Raw genomic sequence first — 21,089 nt, forward strand, 5'->3', positions numbered from 1 at the left:
CCGATCACCACTCCGGCTTGGGGTAGACCAGCTCGGCCTCGGCGGCGTCCTCGGGCAGGACGATGGCGATCTCGCCGTCGATGTACTGCTGGATGAGGTGGGCGCCGTCCGGGCGGCCGGCCTCGTCCCAGGACAGGGTGCCGACGATGGTGTCGACCGAGTTGCCGTGCAGCCAGTCGATGAGCTCCTGCTGGCAGTCGCCCTGCTCGGCGCAGCCCACGGCCTCGACGGCGGCGGCGACGACCTGGCCGGTGGTGTAGGCGTTGGCCTCGTCCTCGCCGGGGGCGTGGTCGTGGATCTCGGTGTGCGCCTCGACGAACTCCTCGTTGGTCGGGTACGGCGCCTCGGGCGTGTAGCCGGTCGGGGCGATGATGCCGTCGACGTCGCCGCCGATGGCCTCGACGAACTCGGGGTTCGTCGGGGCGGTGCTGAAGGCGGCCAGACGCGGCTGGTAGTTCAGCTGCTGCAGCGCGAGGATGAGGTTGACCGCGTCCTGGTACTGGGTGCCGCCGATGACGATGTCCGGGTCGGCGTCGGCGATCCGCGCCGCGATGCTGGAGAAGTCCGTGGCGTTGGGCGGGTAGACCTCGTCGACGACGATCTCCACGCCGAGCTCGTCGAGCCCGTCGCGCAGGCCGTAGGCGGTGCCCTGGGCGAAGGGGTCGTCCATCGCCGCGACGGCGGCCGTCTCGGGGCGCTCGCCCTCGGGCATGGCCTCGATGTACTCGACCAGGTAGTTGTAGTGGTCCGGGGCGATGGCGGGGGCCGCGTAGAAGATGTTCTCGAAGCCGTTCTCGAAGACCTCGGCGGCCGCGGCGGCGGGCTCGACGAAGAGCATCCCGTACTCGGAGGCCACGCGGGAGGCGGGCACGACCAGGCGGGTGGAGAACGGGCCGAACAGCAGGTCCACCTCGTCCTGGGCGATGAGCGACTCGTAGTCGGAGACCACCCGGGAGGCGTCCGAGGCGTCGTCGAGGATGCGCAGCTCGACCTGGCGGCCGAGCAGACCGCCGTTCTCGTTGACGACCTCCGCCCAGGTCTCGTAGCCGCGCTGGACGCCGAGACCGGGCTCGGCGAAGTCGCCGGTCAGGGGGAGGGAGACGCCGATGACGATCGGGTCGTCGGAGTCCCCGCCGTCCCCGCCGTCGTCGGAACCGGAACCGCAGGCGGCCACCAGGGCCAGGGCTGCGGCGGTGGCGGCCACCGTCGACAGCCGGGTCAACCTCGTCGTTGACATTCGAGCCTCCTTGTTCGAACGTGACTGCGCGAAAGCGCTTTCCGCACAGTAGGGGATGTGTGTCCCGGTGCACAAGACCCGGCTTGGGCCCGCCGCGGACCCGCCTCGGACCCGCCGGGATGAGGACCGTGCCCGCCGGGTCGCCGGCGCGGGCCGCGTCGTCGGGGACCGTCCCGGCGGGCGGCGGCGCAGGCGCCGTGGTTCCCGCTGCGGGGCGCCCGGGGTGCTGATAACGTCCCGGCGATGCGGGCCCTGCCCGGTGCCCGTCGGGCCCGGGGCCCGACCGGGAGGTGCGAGATGGCGGCAGGGAGGTCCGGTTCCGGCAGGCGGTCCGGGAGCCCCGGCGAGGTCACCCTGTCCGACGTCGCGCGGGCGGCCGAGGTCTCCCTGGCCACGGCCTCGCGGGTGATCAACGGGAGCAAGGACCGCTCCGTGCGCCCCGAGCTGCGCGAGCGCGTCCTCGCCGCCACCGAGCGGCTCGGCTACTCCCCGAACGCCCACGCGCAGGCGATGGCCCGCGGCCGCACCGCCATCATCGGCCTCATCGTCCGCGACATCTCCGACCCGTACTTCTCCGCGATCGCCGCGGGCGTGTCCGACGCTGCCGACGCCGCCGACCTCCTCGTCACCCTGGCCAACACGCACAACGACGCGGACCGCGAGCTGCAGTACGTCCAGGCGCTGCAGATGCAGCGGGCGCGGGCGATCATCATCGTCGGCGCCCGCCAGCGCGACGGCGAGGCGAACCTGCGCCTGCGCCGCGCGCTGGACGTCTACCAGGCCCGCGGCGGCACGGTGGCGATCGTCAGCCAGCCCATCCTCGGCGTCAACGCTGTGCACGCGGACAACGAGCGCGGCGGCGCCGACCTCGCCCGCGCGCTGCACGGCATCGGCCGGCGCCGCTTCGCCCTGCTGTGCGGACCGACCGTCAACCTCACCGCCCAGGAGCGGGCCCGAGGGTTCCGGGACGCGGCCGCCGAGCTCGGCAGCCCGGTGCCCGAGGACCTCGTGGTGCCCGGAGACTTCACCCGCGACGGCGGGCACGCCGCGATGGCCGAGCTGCTCGCGCAGGTCGGCGACGCGGACCGCTTCGACACCGTGTTCGCCGTCAACGACGTCATGGCCCTCGGCGCCCTGACCGCGGCCCGCGAGTCGGGCCGCTCCGTGCCCGGCGACCTCGGCCTGGCCGGCTTCGACGACATCGCCACCCTCCAGGACGTCACCCCGGCGCTGACCACCGTCCGCGTGCCGCTGCGGGAGATGGGTCGCCAGGTCACCGGGCTCGCCCTGGCCCCGCCGGAGGACGGACCGATGGAGGTCGTCGTCGAGGGTGAGGTCGTCCTGCGCGAGTCGACCCCGCCGCTCGACTGACCGGCCCGCGGCCCGCCCCGCCGTCGAGCAGGTCGAGCCCCCCGACCAGCTGGTCGCTCCCCTCCGCCCGGCCGGACCGGCCCCACCGCAGCCGCTCGTCTTGACATGCCCGATCGCGCACCCCTACCTTTCGGGAAAGCGCATTCCAAGCGTCCCGGCGTCGATGGAGATCTCGAGATGAGCACCCGCACCCTGCGACTGGCCATGAACGGCGTGACCGGACGGATGGGGTACCGACAGCACCTCGTCCGCTCGATCCTCGCCATCCGCGACGCCGGCGGCGTCGAGCTCGAGGACGGCACGCGCGTCCAGGTCGAGCCCGTCCTGCTCGGCCGCAACGAGAACCGGCTGCGCGAGATCGCCGAGCAGCACGGCATCGCGGGGTGGAGCACCGACGTCGACGCCGCGATCGCCGACCCGGCCACCGACATCTACTTCGACGCCCAGGTCACCTCCCGGCGCCGGGCGGCGCTGACCGCGGCGATGGAGGCCGGCAAGCACGTCTTCACCGAGAAGCCCACCGCCGAGACCCTGGGGGAGGCGCTCGAGCTGGCCCGCCTGGCCGACCGCACCGGCGTCGTCGCCGGCGTCGTGCACGACAAGCTCTACCTGCCCGGCCTCGTCAAGCTCCGCCGCCTGGTCGAGGAGGGCTTCTTCGGCCGCATCCTGTCCATGCGCGGGGAGTTCGGCTACTGGGTCTTCGAGGGCGACCACCAGCCCGCCCAGCGCCCCTCGTGGAACTACCGCACCGAGGACGGCGGCGGCATCACCACCGACATGTTCTGCCACTGGAACTACGTCCTCGAGGGCATCCTCGGCCAGGTCGAGACCGTCACCGCCCAGACCGCCACCCACATCCCCACCCGCTGGGACGAGCGTGGCGAGCCCTACGACGCCACCGCCGACGACGCCGCCTACGGCATCTTCGGCATCCGCACCCCCGACGGCGACCCCGTCGTCGCCCAGATCAACTCCTCGTGGGCGGTGCGCGTCTTCCGCGACGAGCTCGTCGAGTTCCAGGTCGACGGCACGCACGGCTCCGCCGTCGCCGGTCTGCGCAGGTGCGTGGCCCAACAGCGCGCCCACACCCCCAAGCCGGTGTGGAACCCCGACCTGCCGGTCACCGAGCCCTTCCGCGACCAGTGGCTCGAGGTCCCCGCCAACGGCGACCTCGACAACGGCTTCAAGCTCCAGTGGGAGGAGTTCCTGCGCGACGTCATCGCCGGGCGTGAGCACCGCTACGGGCTGCTCTCGGCCGCCCGCGGCGTCCAGCTCGCCGAGCTCGGCCTGCGCTCCTCGGCCGAGGGCCGCCGCCTCGACGTGCCCGTGCTCAGCCTCGACGGGGGAGGGAACTGATGGGCGCTGCCACCCTCCTCCTGCCCACGCCCGACGGCGGACGGGCCGAGCACACGCTTCGCGCCCCCGGCCCGTGGACCCGCCCCGAGGGGCCGGCCGCCGCGCGCGTGGCCTACGCCGCCGCGCACGTCGTGCCCACGCTCGGCTCCGACTTCGCCCCCGGCAGCCCCGCCGTCCTCGACTGGGACGCGACCCTCGCCTTCCGCCACCACCTGTGGTCCTGGGGGCTGGGGGTCGCCGAGGCGATGGACACCTCCCAGCGGGGGATGGGCCTGGACTGGCCGGCCGCCGCCGAGCTCATCCGCCGCTCCTCGGCCGAGGCCCGCTCCGTCGGGGGCCTCATCGCCTGCGGAGCGGGCACCGACCAGCTGGGCGCCGCCGCGGTCACCGGCCTCGAGCCGGGCGCCGCGCTCGAGGCGGTGCTGGCCGCCTACCGCGAGCAGCTCGAGGTCGTCTCCGCCGCCGGCTCGCGCCCGATCCTCATGGCCTCCCGGGCGCTGGCCGCCGTCGCCCGCGACGCCGAGGACTACCTCGCCATCTACGCCACCCTCCTGGCCGAGGTCGACCGGCCCGCGATCCTGCACTGGCTCGGCGAGGCCTTCGACCCCGCCCTGCGCGGCTACTGGGGCTCGACCGACCCCTACCGGGCAGCCGAGACCGTGCTCGGTCTCATCCGCGAGCACGCCGGGAAGGTCGACGGCATCAAGATCTCCCTGCTCGACGCCGAGCTGGAGATCTGGCTGCGCGAGCGCCTGCCCGAGGGCGTGCGGATGTACACCGGCGACGACTACAACTACCCCGACCTGGTCGTCGGCGACGAGCGCGGGCACTCCGACGCCCTCCTGGGCATCTTCGCCGCCATCGCCCCGGCCGCCTCGACCGCGCTGCAGGCCCTCGACGCCGGGGACGACCGCCGCGCGCACGAGATCCTCGCCTCGACGCAGGCGCTCGGGCGGCACATCTTCGCCGCCCCGACGATGTACTACAAGACCGGCGTCGCCTTCCTCGCCTGGCTCGACGGCCACCAGAGCGGCTTCCGCATGGTCGGTGGCCTGCACGGCGGGCGCTCGACGGCGCACCTCGTCGAGCTCTTCCGCCTCGCCGACGCCGCCGGCCTGCTCGCCGACCCCGAGCTCGCCGCCGGGCGCATGCGGTCCTTCCTCGCGGTGAGCGGGCTGGAGGACGGGCGATGAGCGCGGGGCGGGCCGCGCCGTCGGGCGGGACGACGGACGCCGGGAGCCGGGACCTGTCCCGGCTCTCCCTCAACACCGCGACCACCAAGGCGTGGACGCTCGAGGAGGCCGTGCGCGGCGCCGAGCGGGCCGGCCTGCCGGCACTGGGGCTGTGGCGCGACCGCGTGGCCGAGGCCGGCCTCGAGCAGGCCGCGGCCCTCGTGCGATCGGCCGGCCTGCGGGTCTCCTCCCTGTGCCGCGGCGGGTTCCTCACGGCCCCCGACGACGACGGGCGCCGCGCGGCGGTGGAGGACAACCGCGCCGCGATCGTCGAGGCGGCGACGCTGGGTACCGACGCGCTGGTCATGGTCGTCGGCGGCCTGCCCGCGGCGACGGGCCCCAACCTGCCGCCCCGCGACGGCGGCGGCGACCGGGACCTCGTCGCGGCCCGCCGGCGTGTGGCCGACCGGGTGGCCGAGCTCGTGCCCTTCGCCCGCGAGCACGGCGTGCGGATCGTCCTCGAGGCGCTGCACCCGATCTTCGCCGCCGACCGGGCGGTGCTCTCCACGCTCGGGCAGTGCCTCGACCTCGCCGAGCAGTTCGACGCGGCGGAGGTCGCCGTCGTCGTGGACACCTACCACGTGTGGTGGGACCCGCAGCTGCGCGAGCAGATCGCCCGCGCGGGGGCCGGCGGGCGGATCGCCGGCTACCAGGTGTGCGACTGGAACCTGCCGATCGCGGCGGACCCGCTGCTCTCGCGCGGCTACATGGGCGACGGCTTCGTCGACTTCGCCACGATCACCCGCTGGGTGGCCGAGGCGGGGTACACCGGCGACGTCGAGGTGGAGATCTTCAACCAGGCGATCTGGGACACCCCCGGCGACGAGGTCGTCGCGACGATCGCGGACCGCTACACCCGCCTCGTCCACCCCCACCTCTGACCACCCCCGACCCGGCGAGTGAGCAGTTTTCTGCCTGACGAGTGAGCACGTGCCTGCCCGCCGGGACGGGACCGGCGGGCCTCGATGACGACCGGCCGGGTTACCCCTGCGAGGGGATGGGCGTCTGCTGGTAGAGCGCGAGCCGCCAGCCGTCCCCGGCGCGGGTGTAGACGCTGGACATGAGCGCCTCGAAGGCGGGCTCCTCGCCGTCGCGCCAGGCGCGCCCGGTATAGACGAGGACGGCATGGTCGTCGCCGAAGGGGATGAGGCGGGCGTCCGCGATGGCGTACGTCCGCCACGGCGGTGCGGCGTCGAGCGAGTCGACGACGCCCTGCCGGTCGAGGACCGCGCCGTGGGCCAGGACCATGACGCCGTCGTCGGTCATGGTCCGGCCGTAGAAGTCGGCCCCCGTGCCGTCGCAGAGGGACTGCCACCCCTGCCGCTCGAGGTCCAGCAGCTGATCCAGCACGTGCGCCTCCCGAGATCGTGGGACGGCCCGCCACCTCGGACGGGGCGGGACGGGGCGGCCACCGTAGCGCCGGTGAAGTGCCACGGCGCCCCGGCCGGGCACCTGGCGGGGCTCTCCAGCTGACGAACGGCGCCATCACCGGGTTCTGCTCCTTCGAGCAGCCCGGGTTCACCCCGCGGACCCCTCCCGCTCGCAGGCCGTTCAGCCCGTGGTGGTTCCGTGCCGGAGGGCGCTCGGCCGATGCGCCCTCCCACCCCCCATCGACTGGAGACACGTGAGCCCTCGCCCACGACGGACCACCCTCGCGTCCGCCGGAGTCCTCGCCGCCGTCATGGCGGCCGGGCTGGCCGCCCCCGCGGCCTCAGCCCCCGCCGACGCCGCTCGGACCAGCCCCGCGACCACGGACGACGCCGCCCCCGACCAGGTGGAGACCGGCTCGCGCTGGACCCTGGCCAACCTGCCGGACACGCAGTTCTACTCCCGCTACGCCGCCGACCAGTTCGAGCCCCGCTACGGCACCAACCCCTACCAGGCGCAGACCGACTGGCTCGCCGAGGTGCACGAGGAGCTCAACATCCCCTTCGTCACGCACGTCGGCGACGTCGTCGACCGCGCGGGCGTGGAGAACGAGTGGATCGCCGCCGACGCCGCCCACCAGGCGCTCGAGGACGCCGAGCTCCCGTACTCGGTCCTGCCCGGCAACCACGACCTGACGAACTCGGGGGTCGATGACACCGAGCTCGGCGCGGACGAGCCGTTCCTCCAGTGGTTCTCGCCGGAGCGCTCCGCCGGCCAGTCGCCCACCTCCGGGCGCGACGCCACCGGCTTCAGCGAGTACCACGTGTTCGAGGCCGAGGGGCAGGAGTACCTCGTGCTCGCCCTGGCCTGGCGCACCTCCGACGCCACCCTCGAGTGGGCCGAGCAGGTCATGGCCGACCACCCCACGCTGCCCACGATCCTCACCTCGCACGAGATCCTCGGCGTCGACTCCGACGGCGTCACCGCCGTCACCGGCGGCAACGGTGAGCGCCTGTGGGAGGGGCTGATCCGCGACAACGACCAGATCTTCCTCACCATCTCGGGCCACAACCACGGCTCGACCCACCGGACCGTGCAGAACGACCACGGCAACGACGTCATCCAGGTCCTGCAGGACTGGCAGATGCACTACGAGGGCGGCAACGGCTACCTCGGCCTGTTCGAGTTCGACCTCGAGAACGACGCCATCCACGTCTCCGCGCCCTCGCCCTGGGTGGTCGGCAAGCCCGAGGACATGCTCACGGTCCACGACCGACCCATGCTCGACGCGGCCAACGAGGAGTACACGGTCGACATCGACTTCGCCGAGCGCTTCGCCGGGTTCAACCCCGACTGGGAGCCGGGCGACGGGCAGCTCACCTCGCTGACCGATCAGGCCCGCGAGATCATCCTCGACGGCTTCGAGGGCGTCCCGCCGGTCGACCGCGCCGTCCCCGGCTCCACCGAGGACTACGTCCGCACCGAGGGCACCGTCGCGCACTGGCGCCCCAACCTCGTCGACGCCGAGGTCGGTGACGTCCTGCCCGAGGGGGCGGTCCTGCCCGACGCCGTGCTCGAGGCGCAGGCGATGACCCGCGGCCCGATCGACACCTCGCCGACCGCCCTCGAGGAGGACGTCACCCTCTGCGAGGGGCACGCCTTCTCGTCGGCCGCGAGCGGCATCTGCTTCGCGAACTCGTCGAACTCCGACGACCGCTTCAGCTACTTCGCCACCGAGCACGACGTGCCCGTCACCAACGTCGAGCTCGACGACGGCTACACCATCGAGGCCTTCATCAACATCGCCGAGGGCTGGACCGCGGACGAGAACGCGTGGACCCGCGCGCTCGCCCGCTCCGGCAACCGCTCGCGCATCCCCGGCATGGCGCAGATCTGGGACTACACCCAGGCGCCGGCGTCGATCGGCTTCTCCAACCTGCGTGAGTTCCAGTGGACCGTCGTCCCCGAGGACCCCACCACGGGCGACCGCACCGCCTGGTCGGGCGAGATCACGTCCGACGACTGGTACCACCTCGCCATGGTCAACGACCCCGCGGACGGGTCGGTGACGATGTACGTCGACGGCATGCCCATCCTGCGCAACATCACCGACGGCAACGGCATGTCCTTCGAGGAGGGCTACCCGTGGATGATCGGCGCGGGCACGAACGACGACGAGATCGGCTCCGGCTGGCACGGCGGCGTCGGCGAGGTCCGCGTCATCGACCGCGCCACCGAGCCGGGTGAGTGGCTCATCGACCGTCCCGACGTCGAGGCCTTCGAGGCCGAGGCCACCGAGGTCGAGATCGCTGCGGGCGAGGAGTCCGCGACTCTGAGCGGCACCGGCCGGCCCGGCGCGACCGTCGAGGTGACCGGCGCCCTCACGGGCGAGGCCACGGTCGACGACGAGGGCACCTGGAGCCTCGAGGGCGCCGTCACCCCCGCCGACGCCGCAGCCGGCACCTACGATCTCGCCCTCACCCACGGGTTCGGCGAGCGTCGCTCGCAGGCCGTGGCCGGCACGCTTACCGTCGTCGGTGAGGAGCCGGGGCCCGACCCGGAGCCGGAGCCGGAGCCCGAGCCGGAGCTGCCGGCGCCGGGTCGTGGGTTCTTCCTCAACGACGGGTGGGACGCGACCGCGGACCACGTGTTCGCCTACGGCCGCTCGCGTGATGCGGTGCTGGTGGGGGACTGGGACGGGGACGGTGCGGACACCCTGGTGGTGCGTCGGGGTAACCGGTACTTCCTCAACAACACCCTGGTCGGTGGGAACGCGGACGTGGAGCTCGGCTTCGGCCGCGCGAGCGACACCGTGCTCGTGGGTGACTGGGACGGTGACGGCGTCGACACCTTCGCCGTGCGCCGGGGCAACGCGTACTTCCTCGCCAACACCCACGAGGGTGGCAACGCGGAGATCGAGCTGAACTACGGCCGCTCCGGTGACGAGGTCCTCGTCGGTGACTTCGACGGCGACGGCTCGGACACCTTCACCGTCCGTCGCGGCAACCGGTACTACATCAACAACTCCGTGACCGGTGGGAACGCCGATTCTGAGCTGGGCTACGGCCGCGCCTCGGACGATGTCGTGGTCGGTGACTGGGACGGTGACGGGGCGGACTCCTTCGCGGTGCGTCGCGGGAACCTCTACCTGGTCTCCAACAGCCTGACCTCGACCCGTGCGGAGATCGAGCAGCGCTACGGCCGGGCCTCGGACGAGGTGTTCGTCGGCGACTGGAACGGCGACGGCACCGACACCCTCGGCATCCGCCGCTGACAGATCGGAGGGTGCCGACCCGCCACCGTCCCCGTGGCGAGTGAGCACTTTCCTGCCTGACCAATGAGCACGGCCCGGTCCACATGGACCGGGCCGTGCTCACTGGTCGGACCATTTTCCGCTCACTCGCCGGGCACAATTCCGCTCACTCGCGAGACTGACCTGCTCACTCACCGTGACTGGGGTGGGCGGGCGAACAGAGACGCAACAGTGACCTTCGACTCGCGCTCTCCGCGTGCACCTGTGCAGCAACGGTGCAAGAGTGGCCCCGCTGTCACACAGCGCGGAGGCCGCCCACCGGCCCCCGGCAGACAAGGAGGCAAGTCATGTGGTCGTTCATCTCGCTCGTCATCGTCGGCGCGATCATGGGCGCACTCGCCCGCCTGTTCATGAAGGGTGACCAGAACCTCGGCATCCTGTGGACCATCATCCTCGGCGCGCTCGGCGCCCTCGCGGGCGGCTGGGTCGCCGATCAGCTCTTCGACGGCTCCACCATCGTCACCTGGGTCGTCGGCATCCTGCTGGCGATCGTCTTCATCACCATCTTCATCGCGCTGCGCGGCCGATCGGCCCGCCGCTGACCCGCTGACCGGCAGGCGCCCCGGGCGCCCGCCACGACCGACACGACGGGGCCGACCGCATCTGCGGCCGGCCCCGTCGGCCGTCCGGGCTGCGTCGAGCCCGTCAGTGCTCGCGGAGCAGCTCGACCAGCTCGTCCTTGTTGAGGTCGGAGTACCCGGTCAGCCCGAGCTCCTTGGCGCGCGCCCGCAGCTCGTCGACCGTCCGGTCCTCGTAGCGTTCGGCCTCGCCGCCCCGCTGCGCGATCGTCTTCTCCCCCTCGGCGGCGGCCGCGTTGGAGATCCGGGCGGCCTTCTCCTGCGAGGCGCCCTCCTCCCGCAGCGCCTCGTACATCTCGGGCTTCTTCAGGCTGGGTGTCTCGTCGTCGGGCATGACGCCCCCCTCCGGCAGGGTACGGGCACCACATGGTGCCCGCCCTCGACGCTACCGAGTCCCAGGCCGGCGCCGCTCGCTAGCCTGCTGAGCATGCTCTCCCTCGCGGACCTCGCCCTGCCCGTCGTCGCCGCGCCCATGGCCGGCGGTCCCTCGACGCCGGAGCTGGTCGCCGCCGTCGATGCCGCCGGGGGAGCGGGCTTCCTCGGCGCCGGGTACCAGGACGCCGCGGCGCTGGCCCGGCAGATCGAGCGCACCCGTGAGCTCGGCGCCCGGCGGTTCGGCGTCAACGTCTTCGTCCCGGACGCCGTCCCCGCCGACCTGGGCGCCGCGCTGGCCTACCGCGACGCCCTCGCCCCGCTCGCGGCCGAGCTCGGCCTCGACGCGCTCGGCGAGCCCCGTCAGGACGACGCCGCCTACGCGGAGAAGCTCGACGCCCTGCTCCGTTCTCCCGTCCCGGCCGTGTCCTTCACCTTCGGGCTTCCCGACCCGACGGCGGTCCGCGCCCTGCACGAGGTCGGCACCGCGGTCTGGGTCACCGTCACCTCCGCGGATGACGCCTGTGCCGCGGCCCGGGCGGGGGCCGACGTCCTCGTGGTCCAGGGGCCGGAGGCCGGCGGGCACCGCTCGACCTTCACCGTCGCCGAGACCCCCGGCACCACCGGGCTGCTCGAGCTGCTCGGCGAGGTCCGCGCCGCCGCCGACCTCCCGCTGGTCGCCGCCGGCGCCCTGACGACCGGGGGATCGGTGGCCGCGGCCCTGCGTCGCGCCGACGCCGTCCAGGTCGGCACCGCCCTGCTCGACGCCGACGAGGCCGGCACCTCGCCCGCGCACCGCGCCGCCCTGCGCGACCCGGGCCTGACCGCGACCGCCCCGACCCGCGTGTTCACCGGCCGCCCGGCCCGCTCGCTCGTCAACGACATGGTGCGGCGCTTCGACGCCGTCGCCCCGGCCGCCTATCCCGCGGTCAACCACGTCACCTGGCCGATCCGCCAGGCCGGGGGCGCGGCCGGGGACCACCGCTACGTCCCGCTGTGGGCGGGGGAGCGGTGGCGCGAGGCGCCCTCCGGCCCGGCCGGCCGCATCGTCACCGACCTCATCGCCGCGGCCCGCAAACTGCCGGGCGGCGGTGCCGACGCAGGCTGACCGCGCCTACGCCAGCCGCAGCGTGGTCAGGCAGGTGGGGTCGTCGGGGCCGGTGGCGATGGGCAGCTCGCCGCTGAGGCCCTCATGGGTGACGCTCAGCGTGCCCTCGACGTCGCGCGGCAGCCACAGCCCGGCGAACCCGTTGTCCTCGGTGGTGACCTGCTCGTCCAGGAGGACCTGACCCGACCGGTCGACGACGCGTACGTCGAGCTCGGCGCCGGCCAGCTCGCCGCGACAGGTCGTCAGGCTGTGGAACCAGCAGTCGTGGGTCTCGTCCACGTAGGGCGCCACCGAGACGTAGAACAGGTCCTCGTCCAGCGCGAGCTCGACCGGAGCGGCGGAGGTCGGCGTGCTCAGCTGCACCGAGTCGTAGCGGACCGAGGCCATGAGCTCGTCCGGCCTCTCGGCGAGCGGTGTCGCCTCGAGCGCGTCGACGAGCTCGGCGCCGGAGGTCCCCGCGAGCCCGAGCCGGGCCAGGACGCCGTCGACCGTCCCGGTCCCCGTGCCGTCCACGCCGCTCGAGGTCGAGGGGGCGGTGTCGGCCACGCCGGCGGCAGGATCGGTGGCGACGGGGGTCGGGTCGTCAGCGTCGTCGGCGCAGGCGCCCAGCGTGAGCAGCGCGAGGGCGAGGACGGCGGGCAGGCGTCGTAGGCGGGTCACGACCACGGACCCTACGGCCGGGTCACCCGGCGCGACCGGGACCTTGGCCCCGACCACGAGCCCGCCCCCGACCACGAGCCCGCCCCCGACGACGACCCGGCCCCCGACGCCGTCGCCGCACCGGGCCGGACCGGTCAGGCCGCCGCCCAGCGCACCACGACGTCGCCGAGCATCGCTCGGGCGCGGCTCGCCATCGGCTCCTCGAGCAGCTGACGATCGAACAGATGGCCGAAGGTGTGCTGGTTCGCCACCTGGAACACGCAGTACGCGCTGATGAGCATGTGCAGGTCGAAGGCGTCGATGTCCTCGCGGAACACGCCCTCCAGGCGGCCGCGCGCCAGGATCTCCTCCAGCACGTCGACGGCCGGCTGCCCGAGCTCGCGCAGGCTGTCGATCCGTTTGAGGAACTCGGCGCGGTGGATGTTCTCGATCATCACGAGGCGGATGAAGTCGCTGTGCGCCACGTGGTGGTCGTAGGTGGCCTCGGCGATCGCCCGCAGCGCGCCCGCGGGGTCGAGCTCCGTCACCACGATCTCGCGCTCGGCGTCCCGGATGCCGCGGTAGGCCTGCTCGAGCACCGCGATGTACAGCTCCTCCTTGCTGCCGAAGTGGTAGTAGATCATCCGCTTCGTGGTGCGCGTGCGGGCCGCGATCTCGTCGACCCGGGCGCCGGAGAACCCGTCGGAGGCGAACACGGCGGTCGCCTCCTCGAGCAGCTCGCGCTTGGTGCGTTCGGCGTCGCGGTGCCGGACCGGGTCGCCGGTGGGTGGGATCGTCATCGAGAGCCTTCGGGTTCGGGTCCGGCCAGCACGTGGCGCGGATTGTCCACCATCATCGTACGGATCTCCTCCTCCGCGACCCCGGCGCGTCGCAGCCGGGGCAGCACCCGGTCGTGCAGGTGGCGCATGGTCCAGGTCGGGGTGTGCGTGCGCCGCCACGACGGCGGGGTCATCCGGCTGTGGACGGCGGCGTCGTGGGAGAGGACCACCTGCCCGGCGAGCCCGCGCCCGAGGAGCGCGAGGAGCATCTCGACCCGGCGGTCGTCGGGGGCGACGTGCTCCATCCCGAACCGGTCGAACCCGAGGTAGGACCCGCCCGCGGCGAGCTCGAGGAGGTAGTCCAGGTCGTCGGAGTCGCCCGCGTGACCGATGACCACCCGCTCGAGCGGTACGCCCGCCCGCTCGAGCACCCGCTGCTGCTCGAGCCCGCCGCGCGAGGGTGAGTGCGAGTGCGTGAACACCGGTGCGCCGGTGTGTGCGTGGGCCACGGCCGCCGCGGCGAACACACGGGCGACGTCCGCGGTCATCCCCTCGACGTCGGAGACCACCTTGACGGCACCCGCGCGCACGGCCGTGCCCGCGATGCCTCGCGTGAGGTCGCCGACGAACAGCTCGACCAGCGCGTCCGGCCCGTCGACGAGCCGGCCCGGCCCGTTGAGCCGGAAGAAGGTCGGGAGCGAGTCGTGGGTGTACCAGCCGGTGGCGGCGACGAGCCGCACGCGCGTGGCCGCCGCGACCTGAGCGACGAGCCGGGCGTCGCGACCGAGCCCGGGCACCGTCAGGTCGACCACCGTGCGCACGCCCCTCTCGTGCAGGGAGTCCAGGAGCCGGACGGCCTCGTCGACCGCGCGTCCCTCGTCCCACTCGTGGTCGGGCAGGGCGCGGTCGACCTCGGGCTGCCGCACGAACAGGTGCTCGTGCAGCAGCGTCTGACCGAGGTCGTCCGCCGCCACCGCGCCCGTGTAGGTGGCCACGGTGGCGGCCGCCACGGCCGTGGTCACTCGGCCGTGGCGCGGATCGCCTCGAACACCGCGAGGGAGTCCCCCTCGAGGTTCTCCTCGAACCAGGCGACCGCCTGGGACCGGAAGGCGTCGACGTCGACGTCGCGGTGCACCGTCCAGTCCTCCCCGGCGTCCCACTCGTCGATCGTGGCCTGCTCCTCCTCGGCCACGCAGGCGGTGACCTCCTCGACGGCGGTCGCGACGGCGTCGGAGATCACCTGCTGCTGGTCGGCGTCGAGCTCCTCCCACACCCCGCCGACGAGCACGAGGTTGGTGTTGAGCTGGTGCTCGGTCAGGCTGATGTCGCTCTGGACCTCCTGGAGGTTGAGCGAGGCGATGTTGGTGATCGGGTTCTCCTGGCCGTCCACGGTGCCCTGCTGCAGCGCGAGGTAGAGCTCTTCGTAGGCGACCTCCGTGGCACTGGCGCCGAGCGCCTGCGCGTTGAGGAGGAACTGCGGCGAGCCCGGGAACCGGACGCGCATCCCCGACAGGTCGTCGGGGGAGAGGACCGGGGAGTTGGCGGTGAAGTGGCGGGCGCCGGCCGACCACACGCCCAGGGCCGTCACCCCCGACTCCTCCGCGAAGGCGTCGAAGACCTCCTGGCCCTCGTCGCTGGCGGCGAACGCGGCGAGGTGCTCGGCCCCGTCGAACGCGTAGGCCGCGTCGAGCACGGCGATGGGCTCGTGGACGGCACCGAGCGCCGAGGCGCCCTGGATGTCCATGTCGATGTCCCCGGAGGCGACGGCGGAGATCCGGTCGGCGTCCCCGCCGAGCTGGCTGGAGGGGAAGATCTCGACCTGGAGCCCGACGTCGGCGCCCTCGACCTCCTCCTCGATGACCGCGGCGCCGCACTCGTGCTGCGGCTGGTCCTCGTTGTAGCTGGTGGCGAAGGTCAGCTCGATCTCGCCGCCCGCGCCCTCGTCGCCGCCGTCCGACGAGTCGCCACAGCCCGCCAGCGCCAGCGTGGGTGCCGCGACCAGAGCGACCAGCGTTGCTCGCTTGGTTCGTGGGTACATCAGTGTTCCTCTCCTTGGGTGCCCGTGCGGGCGGGGTGGGCGGCCGCCTCGGCGGCGACCAGCTCCATGAGGTCGTGCGACATGGCGGCCCGGTCGGCGGGCTCGCCCGTGAAGATCTCGAAGGCGTCCGCGGCCTGACCCATCGCCATGCCGAGGCCGGACATCGTGCGCAGGCCGCGCGCGCGGGCCGCGCCGAGCAGCGCCGTCTCGGTGGGCCGGTAGACGATGTCGCCCACCCACGCGTGGTCGGGCAGCAACGCCGGGTCGAACGCCGTCCCGGGGTGCGCGGCCATGCCCAGCGGCGTGGCGTTGACGGCGCCGTCGGCCACCGCCAGGGCGCCCGGCAGGGCGTCGGGACCCGCGCCCCGCACGGCTGCACCGTCGGCCGTGGAGGCCACCTGCTCCGCGAGGGCCCGCGCCCGCCGCGCGTCGACGTCGACGACGACGAGCTCGCCGATCGGGCGTTCCGCGAGCGCGGTGGCGACCGCCGCCCCCGCGCCGCCCGCGCCGACGAGGACGAACCGTGCGCCGTCGGCCGTCCCGAAGGACTCGTCGAACGCCGAGCCGAAACCGGTGACGTCCGTGTTGTGGCCGACCATGCCGTCCTCGGCGAGGACGACGGTGTTGCAGGCGCCCACGCGCTGCGCGCTCGGTGCGAGCGAGTCGAGCATCGGCAGGACGACCTGCTTGACGGGGTGGGTGAGGTTGAGCCCGTCGAAGCCGAGCATGCGGGCGGCGCGCAGGAGCTCGGCGAGCCCCGCCGGCGTCGCCTGCTGTCGGTCGATGTCGATCGTGCGATAGACGTAGCTCGTCCCGTGCCGCGCCCCCTCGAGCTCGTGCATCGCCGGGGAGAGCGAGCGGGAGACGCCCTGGCCGACCAGGCCCACGAGGACCGCGCGGCGCAGCCCGGTCCGGGCGTTCGTCGCGGTCACAGCCCGAGCACCCCCGGCACCCACGTGATCAGGCCCGGGAAGGCGATGATGAGGGCGATGACGACGAGGTACGGGACGATGAACGGCAGCGTGCCCCCGAAGACGACGCCGATGCGGGAGCGCGAGACCGAGGCCGTCACGAACAGCACGGTGCCGACGGGCGGGGTGAGCAGGCCGATCATCAGCGAGATGATCGTGACGACGCCGAGCGTGATCGGGTCGACGCCGTAGGAGCTCGCGATGGGCACGAGGATCGGCACCACGAGGACGAGGATCGCCGTGGCGTCGATGACCGTGCCCAGGACGAGGCACAGGAGGACGACGAGCACGAGGAACACCGTCGGGCTCTCGCTGATCGAGAACATCGCCTCCGTCATCAGCTGCGGCAGGCGCTCGCGGGCCAGGATGTAGCCGAGCACGGAGGCCGAGGCGACGATGAGCATGATCGCCGCGGTCGTCGCGACGGACTCCTTGAGCGCGTCGAGCAGCCCGCGCCAGCTCAGGGATCGGCGCAGCACGCTGATGAGCAGGATGAACACCACCGCGACGGCGGCGGCCTCGGTGGGCGTGAAGAACCCGCCGAGGATGCCGCCGAGGATGATGACGGGGGTCAGCAGCGGCAGGATGACGCCCTTGAGGGAGGCGAGCACCTCGGCCCGGTCAAGCTCGCCGCGCTGGATCCTCGGGTTGCGGCGGACGAGGATCGCCACGACGACGCACAGCCCGAGCGCCATGGCGACGGCCGGGACGACGGACGCCGCGAACAGGGCGCCGGTGGAGACGGCGGCCAGGCCCGAGTAGATGACGGCCGGGATGGACGGCGGCATGACCGGGGAGATGAGCGAGGAGGCCGCCGAGACGCCCGTGGCGAAGCGTCGGCCGTAGCCCTCGCGGATCATCGCGGGGATCTGGACCTTGCCGAGCGCGGCGGCGTCGGCGACGGCGGAGCCGCTCATCCAGCTGAACCCGACGCTCGTGCCGATCGAGACGTATCCGAGCGAGCCCCGCACCCGCGCGAGGATCGCGAGCGCGAACCGGAACAGGGAGTCGGCGATGCCGGCGTGGTTGGCGAGGGAGCCGAGCAGGACGAACAGCGGCACGGCGAGCAGCGGGAAGCTGTCGGCCGCGTTGAAGACCTCGCGCAGGGCGTTGCCGGTGGAGTACCCGTTGAGCCACATGTAGACGATCGCGGGACCGAGGAACGCGAAGGCCACCGGTACGCGCAGGACGAGGAGCGCGGCGATGGCGAGTCCGAGCAGGGCGAGCATCAGGCGACCACCTCCGCGTCGTCGTCGACGTCGGCGTAGATCGGTCCGGTGATCGCGATCTGGCCGGCCTGGACGAGCGAGCGGACCGCGGTGGAGACGACGCCGACGAGCACCGGCACGTACACCCAGGACATGGGGATGCGCAGCACCGCGGACCGGATGATCCCCTGCGAGTCCATGAGCTCGACGGCCTCGACGACGAGCATGGTCGCGACCGCGGCCACGACCAGCATCGCGAAGGTCTGGACGACGCGCACGACCATCGGGTGCGGGGCGGCGTCGACGATCTCCAGGGCGATGTGGCCACGGTTGGTGACGAGCACGCCGGCGGTGGCGAACGTCAGCCAGACGAGGGCGAACCGGGAGATCTCGCCGGTCCAGGCGACCTGGTCGACCGGGAGGTGGCGCTGGACGGCCTGGAGGAAGACGAGCACGAGGATGGCCACCATGCAGGCGACGCCGACGGCGAGCTCGATCGCGGTGAGCACCCGCACGAGACGGTGCCACGGGCCCCGTGGGGCGGGCGGAGAGGGGTCTGCCATGGGACGTCCTTGTCTGTCCATGCGGAAGGTGGGTATGAACGTACCGGGTAGTACATTAGGTGGTCAAGGTGGCCCGCCGTCGGGGCGGCCGGCCGTTCCGGGCGGGCGTCAGACGATGGTGGCCAGGCGTCGCAGCGCGAGCTCGTAGCCCAGCGCGCCGGCTCCCACGATCACGCAGTCGGCGACGTCGGACAGGTACGAGTGGTGCCGGAACGGCTCGCGTGCGTGCACGTTGGTCAGGTGGACCTCGGCGAAGGGGAGCCCGACGCCGACGAGCGCGTCGCGCAGGGCGATCGACGTGTGCGTCAGGGCGCCGGCGTTGACGACCGCCGCGACGCAGTCCTCGCGGGCCGCGTGCACGGCGTCGAGCAGCTCGCCCTCGTGGTTGGAGCTGACCGCGCGGACCTCGAGGCCGAGCTCCGCGCCGGTCGCGGCGCAGGCGGCCTCGATCTCGGCGAGGGTGGCCCGGCCGTAGAGGTGGGGCTCCCGCGTGCCGAGGAGGGCGAGGTTGGGGCCGTTGAGCAGCAGGACCCGCCGGGTGCGCGCAGGGCTCATGCGGTTCCCCGCGCGGGGGCGTCACCGGTCGCTGCGCGCTGGGCCGAGAGCCGGACGGGGGCGTTGCCGGCGCCGTACCCGTCGTAGCCGGCCCGTCGCTCGACGATCTCGAGGAACACCCCGCCCACGGTGGGGGTGTAGAAGTGGATGAACTCGCCCTGGCCGACGCGGTCGTAGAGCAGGTCGAGGCGACGCAGGGTGTCGAGCAGGGCGGGGTCGAGGTCCCAGCGTGCCTGCAGGTCGTCGTAGTAGTTGCGCGGGACCGGGAGGAAGCGCAGCCCGCGGCCGCGGGCGGCCTCCGCGACCGCGACGGCGTCGTCGACCCGGACGGCGACGTGCCGGTGGGGCACCGGGGCGGTCGGCGGGGCGAGGTTCATCGGCAGCCGCACCACCCGGTCCTGGGAGCGCATGACCTGGCTGCGTACCAGCCCGCGCGGTCCCGGCACCTCGGCGACCGGCTCGGCGTCGAGCGCGACGACGCTGCGCATGAACAGCACCGCCTCGTCGAAGTCCCGCCACGTGTAGCCGAGGTTGACGTGGTCGACCTCGCCGGCGAGGGCGGCGGGGGAGGCGTCGGGGACGGAGCCGCCCTCGAACTCGCGGATCCAGCCGGCCGCGGGGTCGACGTCGTTCCAGTACACGCCGGTGCCGTCCGGTGCCGCGACGGCGCGGAGCTCGATCTCGCCGCGGTAGGTGCGCCGGTACATCGGCTCGGCGCCGAGGTCGGCGGCACGCGCGGAGGCGGCCCGGGCGTCGTCCACGGTCAGTCCGAGACCGGTGAGCCGGGGCGCCTCGAGCCGGAGCTGCTCGTTGAGCACGAGGCGGGCCTCGCCGGCCGTCCACAGGCGCACCGGTTTCGTGCGGTGCCGCCCGCGGAAGGTGAACCCCAGCTGGTCGAGCATCTGGTCGAGCTCGTCGAGGTGCTCGCCGGAGATCTCCACGAAGTCGACGCCGTGGGCCTGCTGGGCCTCGGCGAGCCGCCCGTCGTCGAGTCCGATCTCGTCCGCGGTGCGGTCGAGGAGCCAGGTGAGGGAGCGGCGCGCGTGGGCGGCGGTCCGCACGACGTCGGTCTGGCGGAAGGTGTCGTTGAAGACCTCGAGGGACAGGGGGCCGGAGTAGCCGGCGCGCAGCACGTGGCCGAGGAAGGTGGTGAGGTCGAAGTCCCCCTCGCCGGGGAAGAGGCGGTGGTGGCGGCTCCACTGGAGGACGTCCATGTCGAGCGCGGGGGCGTCGGCGAGCTGGAGGAAGAAGATCTTCTCGCCCGGGATCGTCTCGATGGCGGCGGGGTCGTGGCCCCGGCTGAGGATGTGGAAGCTGTCGAGGCACACGCCGAGGTTGGGGCGGTCCGCCTGCTCGACGATGCGCCACGCACGGCGGTAGTCGTCGACGTACCGGCCCCAGGCGAGCGCCTCGTAGGCGATGCGCATGCCGCGGGCGGCGGCCGCGTCGGCGAGGCGGCCGAGCTGGTCGGCAGCGAGGTCGTCGTCGTCGATCGTGGCGGTGTCGACGTTGCTGCACAGCAGCACGAGGTCCGTGCCGAGACGCTCCATGTCGTCGAACTTGGCCTCGAGCCGGCGCAGGTTGTCCGCGAAGGTGGGCTCGTCGACGCCCTCGGCGTTGCGGAACGGCTGGAACATGTCGATCCGGATCCCGAGCCGGTCGCACAGTGCGCGGATCTCCTCGGGGGACTCGTAGGCGGTGACGAGATCGGCGTCCATGATCTCGACCCCGTCGAACCCGGCCGCCGCGCACGCGCGGATCTTCTCCGTCAGGCCCCCGGAGAGGCAGACCGTCGCCACTGACGTCCTCATTCATCGAACGTACCAGATAGTTCATTAGCCGCGGAAGGAGGTGCGGGACCGAGGTCCGCGGGGTTCGAGACCCGCGGGCGCTCGGGCAGGATGGGGTCATGATCTCCGACGTCGACCGCCGCCACCTCGAGCGCGCCGTCGAGCTGGCCGCCGCCGCGCTCGAGGCCGGAGACGAGCCCTTCGGGTCCGTGCTCGTCTCCCCGGAGGGCGAGGTCCTGCTCGAGGACCACAACCACGTCTCCGGCGGGGACGGCACGCAGCACCCCGAGCTGGCGATCGCCCGGTGGGCGGCGGCGAACCTCGCCCCGGAGGTCCGCGCCGGGTGCGTCGTCTACACCTCCGGCGAGCACTGCGTGATGTGCGCGGCCGCGCACGGCTGGGCGGGGCTGGGGCGGATCGTCTACGCGTCCTCGACGGCGCAGCTCGTGCGCTGGTCGGCCGAGCTCGGCCTGCCGTCGGGGCCGGTCGCGGCGCTGGCCATCGGCGAGGTCGTGCCCGGGGCCGTGGTCGACGGCCCCGACGAGGTGCTGTCCGCGCGGGTGCGCGAGCTGCACGCCGCCCGCCCCGACGCCGGTCGGAGTTGAGCTCAA

20 protein-coding genes are annotated in these 21,089 nt (G+C 73.3%); 8 read left to right on the forward strand and 12 right to left on the reverse strand.

Annotated features, from left to right (window positions below):
* Nucleotides 1-4 precede the first annotated feature (4 nt).
* On the reverse strand, nt 5-1,237 hold the full coding sequence (locus AC3D3D_RS11310) for an amino acid ABC transporter substrate-binding protein (protein ID WP_463663088.1): 1,233 nt from the start codon (nt 1,235-1,237) through the stop codon (nt 5-7).
* 297 nt (nt 1,238-1,534) lie between these two features.
* Here AC3D3D_RS11310 and AC3D3D_RS11315 point away from each other — a divergent pair, with 297 nt between their 5' ends.
* The 4 genes from AC3D3D_RS11315 (at nt 1,535) to AC3D3D_RS11330 (ending at nt 6,077) form a co-directional block, all read left to right on the forward strand.
* Entirely contained in the window at nt 1,535-2,608 is a 1,074-nt protein-coding gene (locus AC3D3D_RS11315; protein ID WP_463663089.1) for a LacI family DNA-binding transcriptional regulator, read from the forward strand.
* A gap of 177 nt (nt 2,609-2,785) precedes the next feature.
* Complete coding sequence (locus AC3D3D_RS11320) at nt 2,786-3,964, forward strand: Gfo/Idh/MocA family protein (protein WP_463663090.1); 1,179 nt, start codon at nt 2,786-2,788, stop codon at nt 3,962-3,964.
* Nucleotides 3,964-5,157 carry a dihydrodipicolinate synthase family protein gene (locus AC3D3D_RS11325; protein ID WP_463663091.1) on the forward strand — a complete coding sequence of 398 codons (1,194 nt, stop codon included), beginning with the start codon at nt 3,964-3,966 and terminating at the stop codon, nt 5,155-5,157. The genes AC3D3D_RS11320 and AC3D3D_RS11325 overlap by 1 nt, the downstream gene beginning before the upstream one ends.
* Entirely contained in the window at nt 5,154-6,077 is a 924-nt protein-coding gene (locus tag AC3D3D_RS11330; protein WP_463663092.1) for a sugar phosphate isomerase/epimerase family protein, read from the forward strand. Before AC3D3D_RS11325 ends, AC3D3D_RS11330 begins: the two co-directional genes overlap by 4 nt.
* Nucleotides 6,078-6,177: 100 nt before the next feature.
* Here AC3D3D_RS11330 and AC3D3D_RS11335 read toward each other — a convergent pair whose 3' ends face one another.
* Nucleotides 6,178-6,546 carry a nuclear transport factor 2 family protein gene (locus AC3D3D_RS11335; RefSeq protein WP_463663093.1) on the reverse strand — a complete coding sequence of 123 codons (369 nt, stop codon included), beginning with the start codon at nt 6,544-6,546 and terminating at the stop codon, nt 6,178-6,180.
* 274 nt (nt 6,547-6,820) lie between these two features.
* On the opposite strand from AC3D3D_RS11335, the gene AC3D3D_RS11340 reads away from it, so the two are divergent.
* Nucleotides 6,821-9,838, forward strand: a complete 3,018-nt coding sequence (locus AC3D3D_RS11340; protein ID WP_463663094.1) for a metallophosphoesterase — start codon at nt 6,821-6,823, stop codon at nt 9,836-9,838.
* A 326-nt stretch (nt 9,839-10,164) separates the two neighbouring features.
* The gene (locus AC3D3D_RS11345) at nt 10,165-10,419 is read left to right on the forward strand and encodes a GlsB/YeaQ/YmgE family stress response membrane protein (RefSeq protein ID WP_463663095.1); all 255 of its coding nucleotides are present in this window, start codon (nt 10,165-10,167) and stop codon (nt 10,417-10,419) included.
* Between the two features lie 103 nt (nt 10,420-10,522).
* Here AC3D3D_RS11345 and AC3D3D_RS11350 read toward each other — a convergent pair whose 3' ends face one another.
* Entirely contained in the window at nt 10,523-10,789 is a 267-nt protein-coding gene (locus AC3D3D_RS11350) for a DUF7218 family protein (protein ID WP_463663096.1), read from the reverse strand.
* Nucleotides 10,790-10,882: 93 nt separating this feature from the next.
* Between AC3D3D_RS11350 and AC3D3D_RS11355 the strand changes: the two genes are divergently transcribed.
* The gene (locus tag AC3D3D_RS11355) at nt 10,883-11,935 is read left to right on the forward strand and encodes a nitronate monooxygenase (protein ID WP_463663097.1); all 1,053 of its coding nucleotides are present in this window, start codon (nt 10,883-10,885) and stop codon (nt 11,933-11,935) included.
* 6 nt (nt 11,936-11,941) lie between these two features.
* Here the strand turns inward: AC3D3D_RS11355 and AC3D3D_RS11360 are convergent, their stop codons facing one another.
* The 9 genes from AC3D3D_RS11360 to AC3D3D_RS11400 form a co-directional block, all read right to left on the reverse strand.
* The gene (locus tag AC3D3D_RS11360) at nt 11,942-12,595 is read right to left on the reverse strand and encodes a CueP family metal-binding protein (protein WP_463663098.1); all 654 of its coding nucleotides are present in this window, start codon (nt 12,593-12,595) and stop codon (nt 11,942-11,944) included.
* Nucleotides 12,596-12,729: 134 nt separating this feature from the next.
* Complete coding sequence (locus AC3D3D_RS11365) at nt 12,730-13,374, reverse strand: TetR/AcrR family transcriptional regulator (RefSeq protein ID WP_463663099.1); 645 nt, start codon at nt 13,372-13,374, stop codon at nt 12,730-12,732.
* The gene (locus AC3D3D_RS11370; protein WP_463663100.1) at nt 13,371-14,375 is read right to left on the reverse strand and encodes a phosphotriesterase family protein; all 1,005 of its coding nucleotides are present in this window, start codon (nt 14,373-14,375) and stop codon (nt 13,371-13,373) included. Before AC3D3D_RS11370 ends, AC3D3D_RS11365 begins: the two co-directional genes overlap by 4 nt.
* Nucleotides 14,372-15,391 (reverse strand): DctP family TRAP transporter solute-binding subunit, encoded by a 1,020-nt coding sequence (locus tag AC3D3D_RS11375; RefSeq protein WP_463663101.1) that lies wholly within the window; start codon nt 15,389-15,391, stop codon nt 14,372-14,374. The genes AC3D3D_RS11370 and AC3D3D_RS11375 overlap by 4 nt, the downstream gene beginning before the upstream one ends.
* Entirely contained in the window at nt 15,391-16,323 is a 933-nt protein-coding gene (locus tag AC3D3D_RS11380; RefSeq protein WP_463663102.1) for a shikimate dehydrogenase, read from the reverse strand. Before AC3D3D_RS11380 ends, AC3D3D_RS11375 begins: the two co-directional genes overlap by 1 nt.
* Complete coding sequence (locus AC3D3D_RS11385; protein WP_463663103.1) at nt 16,320-17,591, reverse strand: TRAP transporter large permease; 1,272 nt, start codon at nt 17,589-17,591, stop codon at nt 16,320-16,322. Before AC3D3D_RS11385 ends, AC3D3D_RS11380 begins: the two co-directional genes overlap by 4 nt.
* Nucleotides 17,591-18,133: a TRAP transporter small permease gene (locus tag AC3D3D_RS11390; RefSeq protein WP_463663104.1), complete on the reverse strand. Its 543-nt coding sequence runs from the start codon at nt 18,131-18,133 to the stop codon at nt 17,591-17,593. The genes AC3D3D_RS11385 and AC3D3D_RS11390 overlap by 1 nt, the downstream gene beginning before the upstream one ends.
* Nucleotides 18,134-18,241: 108 nt before the next feature.
* Nucleotides 18,242-18,688: a type II 3-dehydroquinate dehydratase gene (gene aroQ / locus AC3D3D_RS11395; RefSeq protein ID WP_463663105.1), complete on the reverse strand. Its 447-nt coding sequence runs from the start codon at nt 18,686-18,688 to the stop codon at nt 18,242-18,244.
* A complete protein-coding gene (locus tag AC3D3D_RS11400; protein WP_463663106.1) occupies nt 18,685-20,499 on the reverse strand; it encodes a sugar phosphate isomerase/epimerase and 4-hydroxyphenylpyruvate domain-containing protein in 1,815 nt (604 codons plus the stop codon). The genes aroQ and AC3D3D_RS11400 overlap by 4 nt, the downstream gene beginning before the upstream one ends.
* A 98-nt stretch (nt 20,500-20,597) precedes the next feature.
* Between AC3D3D_RS11400 and AC3D3D_RS11405 the strand changes: the two genes are divergently transcribed.
* Nucleotides 20,598-21,083 carry a nucleoside deaminase gene (locus tag AC3D3D_RS11405; protein WP_463663107.1) on the forward strand — a complete coding sequence of 162 codons (486 nt, stop codon included), beginning with the start codon at nt 20,598-20,600 and terminating at the stop codon, nt 21,081-21,083.
* The last annotated feature ends 6 nt before the right edge of the window (nt 21,084-21,089 follow it).

This window comes from Georgenia sp. X1117 (assembly GCF_057784635.1).

What these genes read in the sequence shown, in the direction of transcription:
- AC3D3D_RS11405 (WP_463663107.1), top strand. Translation starts at nt 20,598, where the DNA reads ATGATCTCCGACGTCGACCGCCGCCACCTCGAGCGCGCCGTCGAGCTG.
- AC3D3D_RS11310 (WP_463663088.1), bottom strand. Translation starts at nt 1,237, where the DNA reads ATGTCAACGACGAGGTTGACCCGGCTGTCGACGGTGGCCGCCACCGCC.
- AC3D3D_RS11400 (WP_463663106.1), bottom strand. Translation starts at nt 20,499, where the DNA reads ATGAGGACGTCAGTGGCGACGGTCTGCCTCTCCGGGGGCCTGACGGAG.
- AC3D3D_RS11375 (WP_463663101.1), bottom strand. Translation starts at nt 15,391, where the DNA reads ATGTACCCACGAACCAAGCGAGCAACGCTGGTCGCTCTGGTCGCGGCA.
- AC3D3D_RS11345 (WP_463663095.1), top strand. Translation starts at nt 10,165, where the DNA reads ATGTGGTCGTTCATCTCGCTCGTCATCGTCGGCGCGATCATGGGCGCA.
- AC3D3D_RS11355 (WP_463663097.1), top strand. Translation starts at nt 10,883, where the DNA reads ATGCTCTCCCTCGCGGACCTCGCCCTGCCCGTCGTCGCCGCGCCCATG.
- AC3D3D_RS11390 (WP_463663104.1), bottom strand. Translation starts at nt 18,133, where the DNA reads ATGGCAGACCCCTCTCCGCCCGCCCCACGGGGCCCGTGGCACCGTCTC.
- AC3D3D_RS11350 (WP_463663096.1), bottom strand. Translation starts at nt 10,789, where the DNA reads ATGCCCGACGACGAGACACCCAGCCTGAAGAAGCCCGAGATGTACGAG.
- AC3D3D_RS11315 (WP_463663089.1), top strand. Translation starts at nt 1,535, where the DNA reads ATGGCGGCAGGGAGGTCCGGTTCCGGCAGGCGGTCCGGGAGCCCCGGC.
- AC3D3D_RS11320 (WP_463663090.1), top strand. Translation starts at nt 2,786, where the DNA reads ATGAGCACCCGCACCCTGCGACTGGCCATGAACGGCGTGACCGGACGG.
- AC3D3D_RS11365 (WP_463663099.1), bottom strand. Translation starts at nt 13,374, where the DNA reads ATGACGATCCCACCCACCGGCGACCCGGTCCGGCACCGCGACGCCGAA.
- AC3D3D_RS11330 (WP_463663092.1), top strand. Translation starts at nt 5,154, where the DNA reads ATGAGCGCGGGGCGGGCCGCGCCGTCGGGCGGGACGACGGACGCCGGG.
- AC3D3D_RS11325 (WP_463663091.1), top strand. Translation starts at nt 3,964, where the DNA reads ATGGGCGCTGCCACCCTCCTCCTGCCCACGCCCGACGGCGGACGGGCC.
- aroQ (WP_463663105.1), bottom strand. Translation starts at nt 18,688, where the DNA reads ATGAGCCCTGCGCGCACCCGGCGGGTCCTGCTGCTCAACGGCCCCAAC.
- AC3D3D_RS11385 (WP_463663103.1), bottom strand. Translation starts at nt 17,591, where the DNA reads ATGCTCGCCCTGCTCGGACTCGCCATCGCCGCGCTCCTCGTCCTGCGC.